Below are 16,548 nucleotides of genomic sequence, written 5' to 3'. Positions count from 1 at the left end.
GTCTTTCAAATAAGCAACCCGGCGGCGCCTTCAAGGCGCAGAAGCTGAACTTTTGTCTCAACCCCGCCCGCGCCGGAAAACCCGACCAGCTTACCCCCTGCTCCCATCACGCGATGGCACGGGATAATGATCGGGATTGGGTTCGCCCCGCATGCGTTTCCGACGGCTTGCGCCGAGTTCGCCGTAAGCTTGGCAATATCGCCATAGGTCAGTGTCTCGCCATACGGTATGGCCAACATCGCGTCGCAGACAGCGCGTTGGAAATCTGAACCATGAACAAATGTTGGCAGGTCAAATTTTGTCAGACGACCATCGAAATAGGCCAAAAGCTGTTCATTTGCGTCCCGCAATAAAGGAGTTTCCGCTTCATCGATGGCCCGACCCCAACTTAGCCGCGTCACCGCACCATCTTCTTCATGGATGACTAACGGTCCGACAGGCGAAAGGAATGACATCTGAAACATGCCGAAGACTGGCCCAGCCAGCAGGGGCAATCAATCCGGTTTTTGTCCCTAATGGGCAGGGCCGTCTAAGTAATCGCATCCCAATCGCCGTCGAGCGCCGATATCAGGAACCCTTCAGGATCCAGAGCAAAGGATTGATAAAGTCGAAAGTGTTCCGTATCGCGGTAGGCGATTGGGAAAATTCCACGGTGGGTGATCTGGCGCAAATCAGCACCCGGTGTGGCCATCAAGATGGGCGAATGCGTTGACAGGATCACCTGAGAACTTCCTGTCTGCTGCACCTTCATAAGAAGTTGCAGCAACTCTACCTGTCGGCGCGGTGACAATGCGCTTTCGGGTTCATCAAGGAAATATATCCCCTGCTGCTCCATCCGTTCGCTAAAGAACCTAAGGAAGCCTTCGCCGTGCGAATGGGACAGGAAGTCCGGTGCCGTCCCCCCATAGGTTTGCGCGGTCTCATCCAAATATCGTGAAACGGAAAAGAAGGTTTCGGCCCGGAAAAACCAGCCTTGCGTCACTTTTGGCAGCCACGCGCCGCGCAAAGCGTCGCCTAATCCAGCGCCGCTGACGTCCAGTGCCATGCCGTGATCGACCGGCGCATAGCCATTGCCACCGCCCGCTTCGTCAAAGCCACAAAATCCGGCGAGTGCTTCTATCAACGTGGATTTACCTGCGCCGTTTTCCCCGCAGAAAATCATAACCGGGGTGTCGAATTCCAACTCGAAATCCTCACTCAGCCACGCGATATCGAAGGGGTATGCCTTTGGCAGCGGCAAAGCGTCAGGCCGCACCCATATCCTTTTAAGATATGGTGCTGGCAACATGGTGCTTCGGGCGCGCTTTGCCATCTGTTGACCTAAAGCGAAGGGCGAGCCACTGGCCCGCCCGTCATTGCTTATCCCAGTGCTTCGTCGCAACGACCACACGTACCGGCGTGTTCGTGGTTGCCCACGTCCGGCAGAATTTTCCAGCAGCGCTGGCATTTCTCGCCCGATGCTTTTTCGAACACCACACCCACGCCTTCGATTTCCGGCAGGCGGAAGGCTTCAGAAGGCAGCGGGTCGTTTGTCAGCGACACAGCCGAAGTGATCGTGATGTCCGCGAAGTTCACGGATTTCAATGACGCCAGAATGTCCTTGTCGCGCACGTGAACAACCGGGGCTGCTTCCAGCGAAGCCCCGATCACCTTGTCGCGTCGCTGAATTTCCAGCGCGGCCGTGACAACGCGGCGGGCCTTGCGGACACCGGACCATTTTGCCGCCAGAGGTTCGTCCAGCCAGTCCGCCGCCGTGTCGGGGAAATCGACCAGATGCACCGAGCTTTCATCGCCGGGGAAACGCTCCAACCACACATCTTCCATGGTGAAAACCAGAACCGGCGCCAGCCATGTGGTCAGGCGGTGGAACAAGATGTCCAACACAGTGCGCGCGGCGCGGCGGTTCAGGCTGTCTGCCCCATCGCAGTAAAGCGCGTCCTTGCGGATGTCGAAATAAAAGCTCGACAGGTCGACGGTGGCAAAGGTGAACACGGCCGAGAACACGCCCTGGAAGTCGTAGGCCTTATACCCTTCGCGCACGACGTGATCCAGTTCGGCCAGACGATGCAACACCCAGCGCTCCAGCTCCGGCATATCCGCCACGTCCACACGCTCGGCATCGTCAAACCCGTTCAGGTTGCCCAACATGAAGCGCATCGTGTTGCGCAAACGGCGATAGCTGTCGGCCACACCTTTCAGGATTTCCGGCCCGATCCGTTGGTCGACCGTGTAGTCCGTCTGGGCAACCCAAAGACGCAGAATATCCGCGCCATATTGCTTCACGACGGTCTCGGGCACGATGGTATTGCCCAAGGATTTGGACATCTTCATGCCCTTTTCGTCCAGCGTGAAACCATGGGTCACAACGTTCTTGTAGGGTGCACGGCCTTTGGTACCGCAGGCTTGCAAAAGCGAAGAATGGAACCAACCGCGATGCTGGTCGGTGCCTTCCATATAGACATCTGCGATCCCGTCCGGCGTGCCGTCTTCACGGTCGCGCAGCACGAAAGAGTGGGTCGAACCACTGTCAAACCACACGTCGAGCACGTCGAAGACCTGCTCCCAGTCGTCGGCGTTGTGATCATTGCCCAAGAACCGCTCTTTTGCGCCGTCAGCATACCATGCGTCGGCCCCTTCGACCTCGAACGCCTCGGCGATGCGCGTGTTCACGGCGGGGTCGCGCAGAAGGAAATCTTCGTCAGTCGGCAACAGTCCCTTTTTCACAAAGCAGGTCAGCGGCACACCCCACGCGCGTTGACGCGACAACACCCAATCCGGGCGCGCTTCGATCATCGAATAGAGTCGGTTGCGACCGGTCTGAGGCCACCATTTGACCAGCTGATCAATGGAGTTCAGCGCACGTTCGCGGATGGTCTTGCCCATCTCGTCCTGTCCGTCGCCAACCTCTTTGTCCACGCTCGCAAACCACTGTGGCGTGTTGCGGAATACGATGGGCGCTTTCGACCGCCACGAATGCGGATAGGAATGCGTCACACGCCCACGCGCGATGATGCCACCGGCCTCGACCAGTTTGGCGATCACAGCGTTATTGGCTTTGCCTTCCTTGCCCTTTCGGTCAAAGACCTGCAGGCCCGCGAAAAACGGCACATGGGGCAGGAATTCACTTTCTTCGCCCACATTGTGGGTCATCCGGTCGATCCAGTTGCGCTTCACGAATGCTTCATAGTCGTCAGCACCGTGGCTGGGCGCAGTATGTACAAACCCCGTCCCCGCATCGTCCGTCACGTGATCACCGTCGATCATCGGGACCTCATAGTCCCAGAAGCCATCGGCACCGTCGAGGCCGTGGAAGGGGTGCTTACAGATCAGCCCCGACAGTTCATCGGCTGCGACATCCCGCACACGGGTAAACTCGGTCACACGGGATTTGCCCAGCGCGTCCTCAGCCAAAGTATCGGCAAAGATGTAGAGCTGACCCGGCGCGGTCCAGCTTTCTTCCTCGGTCGCATCAACGCGATAAAGCCCGTAAGCGATTTTGTCGTTAAAGGCGACGGCCTTGTTGGACGGGATTGTCCAAGGCGTCGTGGTCCAGATCACGACGCGTGCCTCAGCCAGATCACCTTCGGCATTCGCAAACGAGAACGGCACCCAGATCGTGTGCGATTTGTGGTCGTGATACTCGATCTCGGCCTCGGCCAGCGCGGTTTTCTCAACCGGTGACCACATCACGGGCTTGGATCCTTGATACAGTGTGCCGTTCATCAGGAACTTCATGAATTCCTCGGCGATCACACGCTCGGCATGGAAGTCCATCGTCAGATATGGATCGGCCCAGTTTCCGGTGATGCCCAGACGTTTGAACTCGTCACGCTGTATGTCGATCCAGCCCTCGGCGAACTTGCGGCATTCCTGACGGAAATCGACGACATTGACTTCGTCCTTGTCGCGGCCCTTCTTGCGGTACTGTTCCTCGATCTTCCATTCAATCGGCAGACCGTGGCAGTCCCACCCGGGCACATAGCGCGCATCAAAACCCATCATCTGGTGCGAGCGCACGATCATGTCCTTGATCGTTTTGTTCAGCGCGTGGCCGATATGCAGATGCCCGTTCGCATAAGGCGGTCCATCGTGCAACACAAACGGCACGCGGTCGCCCGCAGTTTCGCGCAGGCGGTCATAGACGCCGATCTTTTCCCAGCGGGCCAGCCACTCTGGCTCGCGCTTGGGCAGGCCTGCGCGCATCGGGAAATCGGTGACGGGAAGCGTCAGGGTGTCTTTGTATTCAGGTGTATCGGCACACATGTGTCCGGTCCTTTTCAGGAGATTTTCGCAAATGGGGCTATGGGGCGGCGCGGTTATCCAAACGCCTTGTCCCGGCGGCTCGTCTTGATCAGAGCGCCGGGCATATAATTCGAATAATGATGGCCTGTGCGTGCATCATGAGGGCGTTATAGGCGTGTGGTTGGGCGGCGTAAAGTCATGAAGGCCTGTTGGCCTGTGCTGTTTTGTCCATGTCGTCCCCCTTGGCGGCCCCGAGTTTGTCGAGTATTTTACTAGGAAAAGAGACGCGCAATGGCACAAACAGTTTCAAGGCCAAATCCACTCAGGCTTTTCGATATTACCCCAAATGAAATCGGCCTGGTTCTGGCTGTGTTTTACGCGCGGGTCCGACAGCATCCAGAACTCGGGCCCATTTTCAACGGTCATGTGGGAACAACGGATGAAGAATGGGCGACGCATATCGCCCTGATTTCACGGTTTTGGCGTGGGGCAATCCTGCGAGAACCCGGTTACGACGGCAATCCAATGCGGGCACACATGCAGGCCGGAGATGTTAAACCAAACCATTTTAACCCGTGGCTGGACCTGTTTGAAGAGGTCACGACCGAAGTGCTTCCACCGGAAACGGCGCGCGCGTGGATCATGCTGGCCCATCGGATCGGACGTGGACTTCGGATGGGTGTCGAAGACCTGTCACAGCCTGCGCAGCAGGTGCCAAGACTAAACTGATCTGACTTCGGTGTGAGGCTCAGTTTCCAAACAACCCCGTCAGCGCGCGTTTCACAATTCCTGTGACGCTCGGGCGTTTCTTCGGGCCAAACGGCAATGGTCGACAGACTTCAAGGGCGGCAACGCCGACACGTGCGGTTAGCGCACCGTTCACCACGCCTTCGCCGAAGCGTCTGCTAAGTTTCGACAAAATGCCCCCCCCAGCCAATGAACCGATCATGTCATCGCCGATCGCGACAGCGCCGGTCGCCACCAGATGTGCCATGACGGCACGGGTCAAGCGCCAGCTTCCCAGCGCGCCAGAGCGGCCACCGTATATCTCGGCCACGCGCCGGATCATGCGGATGTTGGCGGTCAGCGCCGTCGCCACATCGGCCAGCGCGATGGGCACAATGGCAGTCACAGTGGCGACCTGACGGGCGGCGGCCTCAACCTCTTTGATTGCGGCGGCATCCAGCGGCGCCATCAGTTCGGTTTCCGCCAGTGAAAAAAGTGTGTCTGCGTCGAACACATCTCCATCACGCTCGGCCATCCGATCCAGCCCCCACCGCATATCATCGCGCCCGCGATACAGCCGTTTCAAGCTATCGACCACGCTGCGGGCTTCCCCCAGATCACCATGTGCCATGGCGGCTTCGGCAGCGCGATGCAGCGTGTCGACGCGGCGCAATCGGGCAAACGCGACCCATTCCTTCAGGGCTATGATCAGCAAGACAAGAATGAAGGCCGCGACCAAGCCCAGCGCCGCGTAGCCAAGGATTGGCTGACGCGCGACCAGCCCCATGATGAAGTCATGCGCGGCAACCGACAGCACAAAACCCGTAATCGCAAGCAACAGCGACCAGAACCACCGCGCCAGCCACGACGGCTTGCGGCCCGCAAAGCTGATTGCGCTCTGCATAGCTGCGCCGGACGTTGCGACGGGGCTTAGGTCGGGCACGGGAGGGGCATCAGCAGGCGTCGTAGCTGGCGCGTCATCCAGTTCGATCAGAACCGGCCCCTTTTTTGGTTTTTCAGTGTTGGCCATCACGCAGCCCTCCAAACAAACCGGATATCCGGCAGGTGCTCGTCATTGCCCGCGCCATCGGTGCGGAATTCCTCGGTGAAGCCTTCACGTCGGTAAAACCGGCACGCCCCTTCATTGGCCTGAAAGGCGTAAAGCGCAAGATCAGCGCGCGCCGCTTTGGCGTCGTCCAGAAGAGCTTTGCCGATCCCGCGTCTCCGCGCAGCAGGTGCCAGGTAAAGCGCATGCACTTCGGCATGATCACGTGACAGAAAGCCACAGATGCGGCCGCGATCACAGGCAACCGTGGTCCAGCCGCGTTCCACCAACTTTTGCGCGAACCCTTTTTCGCTGGCGCGGCTATGAATGCGCGGCATCCATTGGGTCGCGGCGATCCAACCGGTCAGGATGTTGGCGATTGCAGGCGCGTCCGCTAGGGTGGCCGGAGCTAAGATCACAATCGGTCTCCAATCAGAAACTCGACGGCTTTGTCGAGCCGGATGTGGGGTGGACCTTCGCCTGGCTTAAGCGAGATCGAGGTCGGCGCAAATCGCATGATCTGGTAATCAGCGTCCAGCCATTTCTCGGCCCCGCTGCGCGCTGGTGAGAGCAATCGGGCGGGATCTTCAGGCAATTCACCGGGATAGAAGGCGGCGGTTTTGCCGCTGTCCAATAGCTGCCCGCGCACGCAGTCGAGCATCTGCCCATCGTGATCCAGTCGTTCTTCGACAGTTGTGCGTAGCGCCGCGATGGACATCGCCGCAGTCTTTGCGCCCGCAAAATCCGCCCGATCACGCGCATCACGCAGCAGTGCTTCGGTGATTGCCGTCATGCGCGGGTGCTGGCTGTGGTGCAAGTGATCGGCCTTGGTTGCGGCGAACAAGATGCGTTCAACCCGGCGACCCAGAAAGATCGAGCTGAGAAACGCATTTGCGCCGGGCCGGAAGGCGGTCAGTATCTCGGCCATCGCGCGGCGCAGGTCTTCCAACGCATTGGGACCGGAATGGATCGCACCCAGCACGTCGACCAGTACGATCTGGCGGTCGATTTTTGAGAAATGGTCCCGGAAGAAGGGTTTCACAACACGGGATTTATAGGCCTCGAAGCGTCGCTCCATCTCGCGCCACAGGCTTTTGCGTGGCGTGGTGTCGGGGCGCGGGATCGGGGCAAAGGTCAAGGCGGGGCTGCCTTCCATATCACCGGGCAACAGGAAGCGTCCCGGAGTGCAGTCGCTGTATCCATCTTCGCGGGCAGCGGTAAGGTAAGCGGCGAACCCACCGGCAAGGCGCTTGGCCTCCATTTCGTCCAGCGGCGCGGCACCATCAACGCCTTGCAGCAGACCCAGATAGCTTTCCGCTTGCGGTCGATCGGCGATCCGATCCAGCACTTGAGCAGCCCAGTCAGAATAGCTGAGGTCCAGCAATGACAGGTCCAACAGCCATTCTCCGGGATAGTCCACGATGTCCAGATGCACGGTGCGGGGGCCGCGCAGCCCGCCCAACAGGCCTGAGGGTTGAACCCGGAACGACAGGCGCAGTTCGGACGTGGCGCGGGTTGATGCGGGCCAAGAAGGTGCGGACCCGGTCATCGCCGCCAGATGCGTTTCATAGTCAAACCGCGGGACAGTATCGTCCGGCTGAGGTTGCAGGAACGCCGCCTGAATACGCCCATCGGCCGCCGCCAGAAGCCCCGGCATCCGTCCCCGGTTCATCAAGTTGGCCACCAGCGAGGTGATAAACACCGTTTTTCCTGCGCGCGACAGGCCAGTGACGCCCAGCCGGATCACAGGCTCGAACAGTGCTTCGCTTGTCGCGTCGCCAATCGCTTCGATCTGGCGGGTAATACTGTCTGCGATATCGCCTAGGCCCAAAGGTGCCTCCGTCGTTCATTCAGGCTGAACATATGCATCCGGCTGCAACAGTGCCAGAGGGGAGCTTTCAATGCGGCCTCCCCATAGAGTCGCATCTTGCCCGTGCCCCCGCAGCACGGTATGCGGAAAGCTATGCCCAGATACGCTTTAAAAGTCGAATACCACGGTGGATCGTTTGCCGGTTGGCAGCGCCAGAAGGAGCATCCTTCTGTTCAGGGGGCGATCGAGGCTGCGCTGGAAAAGCTTGAATCCGGCACGCACAATATTGCAGCGGCTGGACGAACCGATGCTGGCGTGCACGGATTGGCGCAGGTCGCACATTGCGATCTGCAAAAAGACTGGGAGGCCTTTCGGCTGTCGGAGGCGCTGAATTATCATCTGAAAAGCGCGCGCATTGCCATTGTGGACTGCGCCGCAGTGAGTGATGAATTCCATGCCCGATTTTCGGCGCTTGAACGGCGGTATCTGTTTCGCCTGATTTCGCGCCGCGCGCCGTTGACGCACGATCGCGGCCTTGCGTGGCACATCAAACACGGGTTGGACGTTGACGCCATGCAGGCCGGTGCTGATCGGTTGCTGGGGCGACACGACTTCACAACATTTCGGTCGACCCTATGTCAGGCAGACAGCCCAGTTCGAACACTCGACGAACTGCGGGTCGAGCAAATTACGATGGCCAACGGCACCGAGTACCGCTTCCACGTGCGCGCGCGGTCTTTCCTGCACAATCAGGTGCGCAGCTTCGTTGGCACTTTGGAGCGGGTGGGCACAGGTGCGTGGACACCTGACGATGTTAGTCGTGCGCTGGAAGTCCGCGATCGGGCGGCCTGCGGGCCGGTTTGCCCACCTGAAGGGCTGTATTTGGCTGGCGTGACTTACCCCGAAAACCCGTTTGCATAGTCACGAAACCCAACGTCTAGCAGCATCCGTTCGGCACGTCCTGAGCTTCCATTTATGCGAAGGCTGGCTGGAGCGTGACGTCGGCATCCGGTGTTTCCCCTTATCTCGTCACAGTTGTTGGACTAGAATCACTTCTGATTAAAAACTGGGAGGTATTGATATGAGTCTTGTTGGAACACTGGCGAAAATTGCACTGGGCGCGGCCATCGCCAAGGGCGTGTCGAGTATGGGTAAAGGCACAACTCGCCAACGACCGGCAGCTGAACCCGGCACAGGCAGCATATTTGGAAGCGATCATTCTCCCGAAGGCGGATTGGGCGACCTGCTGGGCGGGCTAGCTGGCGGCCAGTCGACCAGCACGCAAGCATCTGGCGGCGGGCTGTCGGATATGCTGGGCGACATCATGAAAAATACCAGCGGAGGTGGCCGCAAAACCGGCGGCGGGTTGTCAGATATTTTGGGCGGCGGTGCACAATCATCGGGTCGGCAAGCCGCCAATCCCGGTGGCGAACTGGTGGACATGCTGGGCAAGATGTTAGGTGGCACTTCTGCTGGCGGCGGTGCCGCACAAGGCGGATTGGGCGGCCTTCTGGAAAGCCTGTCCGGCGGAATGGCACCCGGGAACAATACAGCCAAGCCTGCGCCCGGGTCGTTGGGCGACATGCTGAACGATGCCTTCCAGCGTGGCGGCACGCCGAAGGCAACGCCGACCCAAGCGCAGGAAGATCAGGCGGCACTGCTGCTTCGTGCCATTATTCAGGCCGCAAAATGTGACGGTCGGGTTGACGCTAAAGAGAAAGAAGCGCTCTTGAAGCACATGGGCGACATGACGGCATCTGAGGTGCAGCTTGTGAATGAAGAATTCCAACTTCCTGTTGATGTGGGCAACCTTGCCCGCGACGTGCCCCGCGGGATGGAAGCGCAGGTCTATGCAATGTCTCTGGTTGGCTTGGATCTCGACAGTCAGGCCGAGGCCAAGTATTTGCACGAGTTGGGTCAGGCTCTGGGCATCGATGCGCGCACCGCTAATTCGATCCACCAGCAGATGGGCGAACCAGCCTTGTATAGCTAAGTGCTAAACCAAATTATGTGGTTAAGAAGGCATCGCTGAATCGGTGCCTTCTTCGTTTTCTGATGTGTCTGCATTGGAGCAATTGCGAGCATATGGACGTTGCATTTGCTTCCGAAATGCTTGGCTCGCATCCCCGATCACCTGATATCTACGCAGGCAAAGACCTGACGTATTTTTCACCTTAAGGTGCGATCAAACGCGTATCTTTCAAAGAAACCGAAAAACCTGTTGTTTCAACCAATCAAGTCGCACTCCCGCCCTTTTCCCGGTCCGGGTGCTCTGTCATAGTACACCAAATAGCAAAGCAAAGCAGCATGCAGGGCAAAAAATCTATGAGCAACGACCTTTTGGCCAGTCAGGGCGCCGATACCTATGACGCATCCTCTATCGAGGTGCTTGAGGGTCTGGAGCCTGTGCGCCAACGCCCCGGGATGTATATCGGCGGCACAGACGAGCGCGCGTTGCACCATATGGTGGCCGAAATCCTTGATAACTCGATGGACGAAGCTGTGGCTGGGCACGCCAACCGGATCGAAGTCACGCTGAACGACGATTATTCCGTTTCCATTACCGATAACGGGCGCGGCATTCCGATCGACCCGCACCCCAAATTTCCCGACAAATCCGCGCTTGAGGTCATTTTGTGCACCCTGCACGCGGGCGGTAAGTTTTCGGGGAAGGCCTATCAGACCTCGGGCGGGCTGCATGGTGTTGGCTCGTCTGTCGTGAACGCTTTGTCGGATTCGATGATTGTCCGTGTCGCCAAAAACAAAGAGATGTTCGAGCAACGCTTTTCGCGTGGCATCCCGCTTGGACCCGTCGAGAAAGTCGGCGCTGCCCCCAACAAGCGCGGCACCGAGGTTACGTTCCACGCAGACGAAGAGATTTTCGGCCACCACAGGTTCAAACCCAAGCGGCTTTTCACTCTGGTGCGGTCAAAGGCCTACTTGTACTCGGGCGTCGAAATTCGCTGGAAATCGCATATCGACGACGGCGAGACGCCGACTGAAGCGACCTTCCACTTCCCCGGCGGGCTTTCCGATTATCTGAAGGAAACATTGGGCAGCGCGTCGGTCTATGCCGACCAGCCCTTCGCCGGAAAAGTCGAGTTTCGCGAACGGTTCAATGAACCCGGTTATGTCGAATGGGCGATCAACTGGACGCCGTCGCGCGATGGCTACATCCAGTCCTATTGTAACACGGTTCCGACCCCCGAAGGCGGCACCCACGTGACCGGATTCTGGGCCGCGATCCTGAAAGGCATCAAGGCTTACGGCGATCTGGTGGGCAACAAAAAGGCCACCAACATCACCCGCGACGACATGATGACGGGCGGTTGCGCGCTGGTGTCGTGCTTCATCGCCGATCCGTCCTTCGTGGGGCAAACCAAAGACCGGCTGTCCACAGAAAGCGCCAGCAAAATGGTCGAGCAATCGGTGCGCGACCACTTTGACAACTGGCTGGCGGCAGACACGAAATCGGCGGGCGCGATCCTCGATTTCCTTGTGCTGCGGGCCGAAGAACGGTTGCGCCGTAAGCAGGAAAAAGAAACGCAACGCAAGACCGCCACCAAGAAACTGCGCCTTCCCGGCAAACTGGTCGATTGTTCCGCCACCAACCGCGAAGGCACCGAGCTGTTTATTGTCGAGGGCGACTCGGCTGGTGGGTCAGCCAAGATGGCGCGGGATCGGAAAACGCAGGCGCTGTTGCCCTTGCGCGGTAAAATTCTGAACGTGTTGGGCGCGGCGGGGTCCAAGATTGGCACCAATGCTGAGATTAGCGACCTGACCCAAGCCCTTGGTGTCGGTCTGGGCACGCGGTTTAACGTCGATGATCTGCGCTATGACAAGATCATCATCATGACCGATGCGGATGTCGACGGCGCGCATATCGCCGCGCTTTTGATGACATTCTTCTTCACCCAAATGCGCCCGATGATCGACACCGGGCACCTGTATCTGGCCTGCCCGCCGCTGTTTCGCCTTACCCAAGGCGCGAAACGCGTCTATTGTCTGGACGAGGCCGAGCGTGACGAGTGGTTAGAGAAAGGTCTGGGCGGCAAAGGCAAGATCGACGTCAGCCGTTTTAAAGGTCTGGGCGAGATGGACGCGAAAGACCTGAAAGACACCACCATGAACCCCGCCACCCGCAAACTGATCCGCGTCACGATTGACGAGGATGAACCCGGCGAAACCGCCGCCTTGGTCGAGCAACTGATGGGCAAAAAACCCGAACTTCGGTTCCAGTATATTCAGGAGAACGCGAAGTTCGTGGAGGAGTTGGATGTTTGAGGTAGATACGATTTGTACATTCTAATAGCTGACGAGGCTGATCAGGACGGGCAAAAGCAGTTCTTGGTGTTCGCAGCGGTATTTTTTCCCTCAGAGAAATTGCTAGAGTTACATAAAGGGGTTGAAAGTCTTCGTGCTAGTCATGGGTATGTTTCTGGCGATGTTTTAAAATCTTCACCGATGACCAAACCGGAACACGTTTCGAGAGATCAGCATACTGAAGTAAAAAACAAAATTCTCGAATTGGCTGCTGATACTGGCTGCAAGATTTGCTGTTATGTTGTTCCACATGCGATTGCGAAAGGTCAGACACATGAAGATCGGCTAAAGTTTGGTACCAACACCATTCTAACGAAATTTAACCAATTTCTTAGTGAGAATGGAGGCGTATCTGGTCTCGCGTTTTTTGATCACACTGAAGACTATCACCAAAAGAAGTACCTTCGAGAGGTCTTCGAACTAGGGATACCTTGGAACGACGGGTCCAGGAAGAAGTTGGAAAATGTAGTCGGCGTAGATGACACAGGTATTGGCCACTCGCACCTTGCAACAATATGCGACATCGTTGTTGGAGCTTTTCGGTTCGTTGCAAACGAGCCTGATAAAGACAAAGTAGGGAAGATCCTTCTTAAACATCTATCGCGGATTATGTGGGGTAGAATGGAGAAAGGAAAGAATCATGTGCGCGAGCGCGGGCTGTGTATTCGCCCCTTAAATATTTCTCATCAGGGGCACCAAGCCGATATTGAGGCCTTTGTGAAAAGGCTCGTCGATTACTCAAATTGAATCGAGACGAGGGCAGCGCCTGACCCTGGGTGGGCGCTCAATGCCCTCTCATGAGGCATCCGCTCACCGCACGCGAACCCGTTCCGTATGTTGTAACGCTACAAAAGCGCCCTCCCGTGGGGAGGGTCGGGCGCTGCCCGGTCTATCGACCGGGCGGGAGGTCAGCGAATGCCGTTACCCCTGCACACTCTCCAAATACTCCGCCAGCCTAATCAACGCAGCAGGGGTCGGGGTCTGCACGCCTTTCTCGTCCACCCAGACCTCCATCTCGCTTTCCAGATAGGCGCCGAATTCGGGCATCGGGCCACGGTGCGAGCCTTGGGCATAGCCGTCGATAGTGGACATAACGTAACGCGCGGGGAAACTGCCGCCGTGGCGTTTGGTCAGTGTGGTCAGGTCGGGTGCGCCTGCCATGGCGCCGCCTTTGGCGTCAGCCCCGTGGCAGGCTGCGCAATTCTCGGCATATATCTGTGCGCCGGTTTCGTCCGTCACGTCGATTTTGTCGCTATTGGTTTTGAACATGCCGTCCGGTTCGCAGGCGGCGAGCGTCAGGGTCAGAACGGGAAGGATCAGGGCGGTGCGCAGCATGGGACCTCGCATCAGAATGGGTTGCGCTACGATCCTAGCACGCGGCCCGGCAGGTTCAACCAGAACAGGCGCCGGGGCCGCTGTTATCCGCCTACTTCAGCTCCAGATCCGCAATCCGTCCGCGCGCAACGGTGTTTGTGTCATCGCTGTCCGCCGACACGGCCAAGGCAACCAGCGCGCCGGGCTCTGATCCAAAGGCACGGCGATAATCGGCCGCCAGATCGACGCGTTCTGCATGGCCGCCGGTGCCCGATGGCCGCAGCACCACGGTCTTGCCGCGCGCACCCAGATACGGCGACGCCAGCACCGCGCCGCGCCCGTGATCACCGCCCCAGACATAGACCAGCACGCGCCCGTTTGGGTTTTTCAACAGCCTGCGCAGGTTGCGACCACCCTTGACCCGCTCGGCCTCGGCTTTTGGCAGGAAGGCGAAACAGAGCGCGAGGTTTCGGTCATCCCCGCCCTTCTGACGCAGATCGGTTTTCGGAACAGACTGATCAACCGACCATGACCAGCGGGCGGAGGTTGCGCCCCAGTTCTGCGGGTCAAGCAGCCGGTAGGTGATTGATACCGCGCCATTGGCCTGCACGCTCAGCGCATTGGCAGCGTAGGTGAAGTCAACATCCGCAAACCGCGCAAACCAGTGTTGCCGCCAGTCGCCAAATCCTATGGGACCTGCCGACGCGGTTTGCGCGCACAAGGCGACGGCAAGAAGGGAGGTTTTCAGAAGGTTTGGCATGGGGTACTCCGGCACTCGTTCGTGTGACGTGAGTTTGCCCAACCACGCGCGCCAAGCAATGCCGTCGCGGGTCATTTCACATGATTGTCAGCGCCCGCGAGCAGTCACGTGATTACCCCGCCATCCAACCGCAGGGTGCGATCCATGCGCGCGGCCAGTTCAAGATTGTGGGTTGCGATAAGGGCTGACAGGCCGGTGTCGCGCACCAGCTCCATCAGCGCGCCAAACACAGTTTCAGCCGTGTCCGGGTCAAGGTTGCCGGTGGGTTCATCGGCCAATAGCAGCGCGGGACGGTTCGCCAGCGCGCGACAGAAGGCGACGCGTTGCTGTTCGCCCCCCGACAGCTCGGCTGGCCGGTGAGTGGCGCGGGTATCCACGCCCACACGCGCCATCAGTTCCATGGCGTGGTCACGGGCAACCTTGTCACCAATGCCATTGGCCAGTTGCGGCAAGACGATATTTTCCAGCGCGGTGAATTCCGGCAGCAAATGGTGGAATTGATAGATGAACCCCACCTCGTTGCGGCGGGCTGCCGTCCGCTTGCGATCTGACAGCGCGCCCATGTCCTGCCCGTTGATTGCCACCTGCCCTGCATCTGCCGTATCCAGCAGCCCCGCGATGTGAAGAAGCGTGGATTTGCCCGACCCGGACGGCGCAACCAACGCCACGACCTCGCCGCGGGCGATCTCAAGATCGGCGCCGCGCAGCACGCGGATTTCACCGGGCGTGCCTTCGTTATAGGTCTTTTGGATGCCCGTAAGGCGCAGAACAGGGTTACTCATAGCGCAGCGCCTCGACCGGGTTCATCCGCGCGGCTTTGCGCGCCGGGAAAAGAGTTACAAGGAATGAGAGCGCCAGCGAAAGACCTACGGCGGAGGCCACATCCCAGAACTCGAGCTTTGCAGGCAGGCGATAGATGCCGCGGATTGATGGATCCCAAACGCCACCCCCCGAGAAATAGTTGAGGACCGAGAAGATCGCGTCAATGTTGATCGAGAACAGGCATCCCAGGATGACGCCCGCAATGGTGCCAACGATCCCGGTCAGTGATCCACACAGAAAAAAGACCCGCAGGATTGACCCCTCGGTCAGGCCCATGGTGCGCAGAATACCAATGTCGCGGCCTTTGTTCTTCACCAGCATGATCAAGCCAGAGGTTATGTTCATCGACGCGATCAACACCAACACCGACAGGATGATGAACATCACGTTGTCTTCCATGTCGAGCGCCCTGAGAAACGCGCCCGAGCGGTCACGCCATGTCCAATAGGACGCGGGTTCTTTCGCGGCAGTCAGAATATCCTCGATCAAGCGATCCACTTTTTCGGGGTCTTCCACAATGACTTCGATCTGATCCGCTGCCCCTTCGCGGTTGAAGAAACTCTGCGCCTCGGCAAAGGGCAGGTATACGCGCGTGCGGTCGATGTCCCAGCGCCCGGCGGTGAAGATATAGGTCACGTCATAAGCATTCACCCGCGGGCTGGTGCCAAAAGCGGTTTTCACCCCGTTGGGTGAGATGATCTTGATCTTGTCGCCCAGCCCGATCCCCAACTCTGCGGCCACACCAGACCCGATCGCGATGCCATTTTCAAAAGCAGCGATATCGCCCAGAAAGCTTTCGGGACGGGCAACGCGGGGGATCGCCAGAAGGTCGTCATAGGTGATGCCGAAGACCTCGACCCCGGCGTTGTTCTGACCCGAATTGGCCATCACCTGACCCTTGATCAACGGGGCCGCCCGCAACACGCCAGGTACCTGGGCAATGCGACCGGCCCACCCCTTGTAGTCAGAGATAGTCTGTTCAACTTGGCCGTTTTCGTTCACATAGCTTTGGGCGAACACTTCAACATGCGCATTGGCCCCAAGGATCGTGTCGACAAACTCGTCCCGGAACCCGGTGCGTACAGCCAGCGTGATGATCAGGGCGGCAACCGCCAACGTGATGCCGATCAGACTGATCCACGTCATCGTGCTGACGCCCCCGTCCGAGCGGCGCGCACGCAGGTATCGCCACGCTATCTGCCACTCAAACCGGGAAAAGGGGGCTGTGTGATTGGACACCTGTGTCTCCTGACATCTGCTCTTTCGCGGCAAACTGGGGGTTCGGGGTGCGAAGGTCAAGCGGCGCTCGGAAAACCGGCTTCGTTCCGCCTTAATCCACAGGGGGTCATAACTTGTGGAGAAACAAGAGTTTTCTGTGGACAACTGCGCCACAAGAGAAAGTTTGTCTTTACAGCGACTCAGTGACCTGACACCATATCTAGTAAGGGCAAAGCGCGCAGAACGCCGAACCTAGTACAGGCATCAAGCTATAGTGGCCGATTTGGG

Annotated in this window: 15 protein-coding genes; 5 read left to right on the top strand and 10 right to left on the bottom strand. The window is 58.5% G+C overall.

The window, feature by feature from the left end:
• Nucleotides 1-5 precede the first annotated feature (5 nt).
• The 3 genes from K3556_RS02750 to ileS form a co-directional block, all read right to left on the bottom strand.
• Nucleotides 6-464 (bottom strand): methylated-DNA--[protein]-cysteine S-methyltransferase, encoded by a 459-nt coding sequence (locus tag K3556_RS02750; RefSeq protein ID WP_260518203.1) that lies wholly within the window; start codon nt 462-464, stop codon nt 6-8.
• Between the two features lie 65 nt (nt 465-529).
• A complete protein-coding gene (locus tag K3556_RS02745) occupies nt 530-1,255 on the bottom strand; it encodes an AAA family ATPase (protein WP_260518202.1) in 726 nt (241 codons plus the stop codon).
• Between the two features lie 104 nt (nt 1,256-1,359).
• Nucleotides 1,360-4,263 carry an isoleucine--tRNA ligase gene (ileS, locus tag K3556_RS02740; RefSeq protein WP_260518201.1) on the bottom strand — a complete coding sequence of 968 codons (2,904 nt, stop codon included), beginning with the start codon at nt 4,261-4,263 and terminating at the stop codon, nt 1,360-1,362.
• 270 nt (nt 4,264-4,533) lie between these two features.
• On the opposite strand from ileS, the gene K3556_RS02735 reads away from it, so the two are divergent.
• Complete coding sequence (locus K3556_RS02735) at nt 4,534-4,971, top strand: group III truncated hemoglobin (protein ID WP_260518200.1); 438 nt, start codon at nt 4,534-4,536, stop codon at nt 4,969-4,971.
• Between the two features lie 19 nt (nt 4,972-4,990).
• Here K3556_RS02735 and K3556_RS02730 read toward each other — a convergent pair whose 3' ends face one another.
• From K3556_RS02730 to K3556_RS02720, 3 genes are read right to left on the bottom strand one after another with little or no spacing between them, the layout of a single operon-like run.
• Nucleotides 4,991-5,998, bottom strand: a complete 1,008-nt coding sequence (locus K3556_RS02730) for a YcjF family protein (RefSeq protein ID WP_260518199.1) — start codon at nt 5,996-5,998, stop codon at nt 4,991-4,993.
• Nucleotides 5,998-6,432: a GNAT family N-acetyltransferase gene (locus K3556_RS02725; RefSeq protein ID WP_260518198.1), complete on the bottom strand. Its 435-nt coding sequence runs from the start codon at nt 6,430-6,432 to the stop codon at nt 5,998-6,000. Before K3556_RS02725 ends, K3556_RS02730 begins: the two co-directional genes overlap by 1 nt.
• A complete protein-coding gene (locus tag K3556_RS02720) occupies nt 6,429-7,844 on the bottom strand; it encodes a YcjX family protein (RefSeq protein ID WP_260518197.1) in 1,416 nt (471 codons plus the stop codon). The genes K3556_RS02725 and K3556_RS02720 overlap by 4 nt, the downstream gene beginning before the upstream one ends.
• Nucleotides 7,845-7,976: 132 nt before the next feature.
• Between K3556_RS02720 and truA the strand changes: the two genes are divergently transcribed.
• The 4 genes from truA (at nt 7,977) to K3556_RS02700 (ending at nt 12,893) form a co-directional block, all read left to right on the top strand.
• Nucleotides 7,977-8,744: a tRNA pseudouridine(38-40) synthase TruA gene (truA, locus tag K3556_RS02715; RefSeq protein ID WP_260518196.1), complete on the top strand. Its 768-nt coding sequence runs from the start codon at nt 7,977-7,979 to the stop codon at nt 8,742-8,744.
• A gap of 160 nt (nt 8,745-8,904) precedes the next feature.
• The gene (locus K3556_RS02710; RefSeq protein WP_260518195.1) at nt 8,905-9,816 is read left to right on the top strand and encodes a tellurite resistance TerB family protein; all 912 of its coding nucleotides are present in this window, start codon (nt 8,905-8,907) and stop codon (nt 9,814-9,816) included.
• Between the two features lie 332 nt (nt 9,817-10,148).
• Complete coding sequence (gene parE, locus K3556_RS02705) at nt 10,149-12,107, top strand: DNA topoisomerase IV subunit B (protein WP_260518194.1); 1,959 nt, start codon at nt 10,149-10,151, stop codon at nt 12,105-12,107.
• Between the two features lie 12 nt (nt 12,108-12,119).
• Nucleotides 12,120-12,893: a hypothetical protein gene (locus K3556_RS02700; RefSeq protein WP_260518193.1), complete on the top strand. Its 774-nt coding sequence runs from the start codon at nt 12,120-12,122 to the stop codon at nt 12,891-12,893.
• Nucleotides 12,894-13,067: 174 nt separating this feature from the next.
• Here K3556_RS02700 and K3556_RS02695 read toward each other — a convergent pair whose 3' ends face one another.
• From K3556_RS02695 to K3556_RS02680, 4 genes are all read right to left on the bottom strand, one after another.
• Nucleotides 13,068-13,481: a c-type cytochrome gene (locus K3556_RS02695; protein ID WP_260518192.1), complete on the bottom strand. Its 414-nt coding sequence runs from the start codon at nt 13,479-13,481 to the stop codon at nt 13,068-13,070.
• A 91-nt stretch (nt 13,482-13,572) separates the two neighbouring features.
• Nucleotides 13,573-14,220, bottom strand: coding sequence for a DUF3047 domain-containing protein (locus tag K3556_RS02690; protein WP_260518191.1), 648 nt, complete (start codon nt 14,218-14,220; stop codon nt 13,573-13,575).
• Between the two features lie 104 nt (nt 14,221-14,324).
• Nucleotides 14,325-15,002 carry an ABC transporter ATP-binding protein gene (locus K3556_RS02685; RefSeq protein WP_260518190.1) on the bottom strand — a complete coding sequence of 226 codons (678 nt, stop codon included), beginning with the start codon at nt 15,000-15,002 and terminating at the stop codon, nt 14,325-14,327.
• Nucleotides 14,995-16,281: a lipoprotein-releasing ABC transporter permease subunit gene (locus K3556_RS02680; protein ID WP_260518189.1), complete on the bottom strand. Its 1,287-nt coding sequence runs from the start codon at nt 16,279-16,281 to the stop codon at nt 14,995-14,997. Before K3556_RS02680 ends, K3556_RS02685 begins: the two co-directional genes overlap by 8 nt.
• Nucleotides 16,282-16,548 lie beyond the last annotated feature (267 nt).

The organism is Aliiroseovarius sp. M344 (assembly GCF_025140835.1).
GTDB lineage: Bacteria > Pseudomonadota > Alphaproteobacteria > Rhodobacterales > Rhodobacteraceae > Aliiroseovarius.
This window is presented reverse-complemented; position numbering and strand designations above follow the sequence as displayed.

Excerpts from the sequence above, each read along its gene's own strand:
- truA (WP_260518196.1), top strand. The coding sequence starts at position 7,977 with ATGCCCAGATACGCTTTAAAAGTCGAATACCACGGTGGATCGTTTGCC.
- K3556_RS02730 (WP_260518199.1), bottom strand. The coding sequence starts at position 5,998 with ATGGCCAACACTGAAAAACCAAAAAAGGGGCCGGTTCTGATCGAACTG.
- K3556_RS02735 (WP_260518200.1), top strand. The coding sequence starts at position 4,534 with ATGGCACAAACAGTTTCAAGGCCAAATCCACTCAGGCTTTTCGATATT.
- K3556_RS02685 (WP_260518190.1), bottom strand. The coding sequence starts at position 15,002 with ATGAGTAACCCTGTTCTGCGCCTTACGGGCATCCAAAAGACCTATAAC.
- K3556_RS02750 (WP_260518203.1), bottom strand. The coding sequence starts at position 464 with ATGTTTCAGATGTCATTCCTTTCGCCTGTCGGACCGTTAGTCATCCAT.
- K3556_RS02695 (WP_260518192.1), bottom strand. The coding sequence starts at position 13,481 with ATGCTGCGCACCGCCCTGATCCTTCCCGTTCTGACCCTGACGCTCGCC.
- ileS (WP_260518201.1), bottom strand. The coding sequence starts at position 4,263 with ATGTGTGCCGATACACCTGAATACAAAGACACCCTGACGCTTCCCGTC.
- parE (WP_260518194.1), top strand. The coding sequence starts at position 10,149 with ATGAGCAACGACCTTTTGGCCAGTCAGGGCGCCGATACCTATGACGCA.
- K3556_RS02690 (WP_260518191.1), bottom strand. The coding sequence starts at position 14,220 with ATGCCAAACCTTCTGAAAACCTCCCTTCTTGCCGTCGCCTTGTGCGCG.
- K3556_RS02710 (WP_260518195.1), top strand. The coding sequence starts at position 8,905 with ATGAGTCTTGTTGGAACACTGGCGAAAATTGCACTGGGCGCGGCCATC.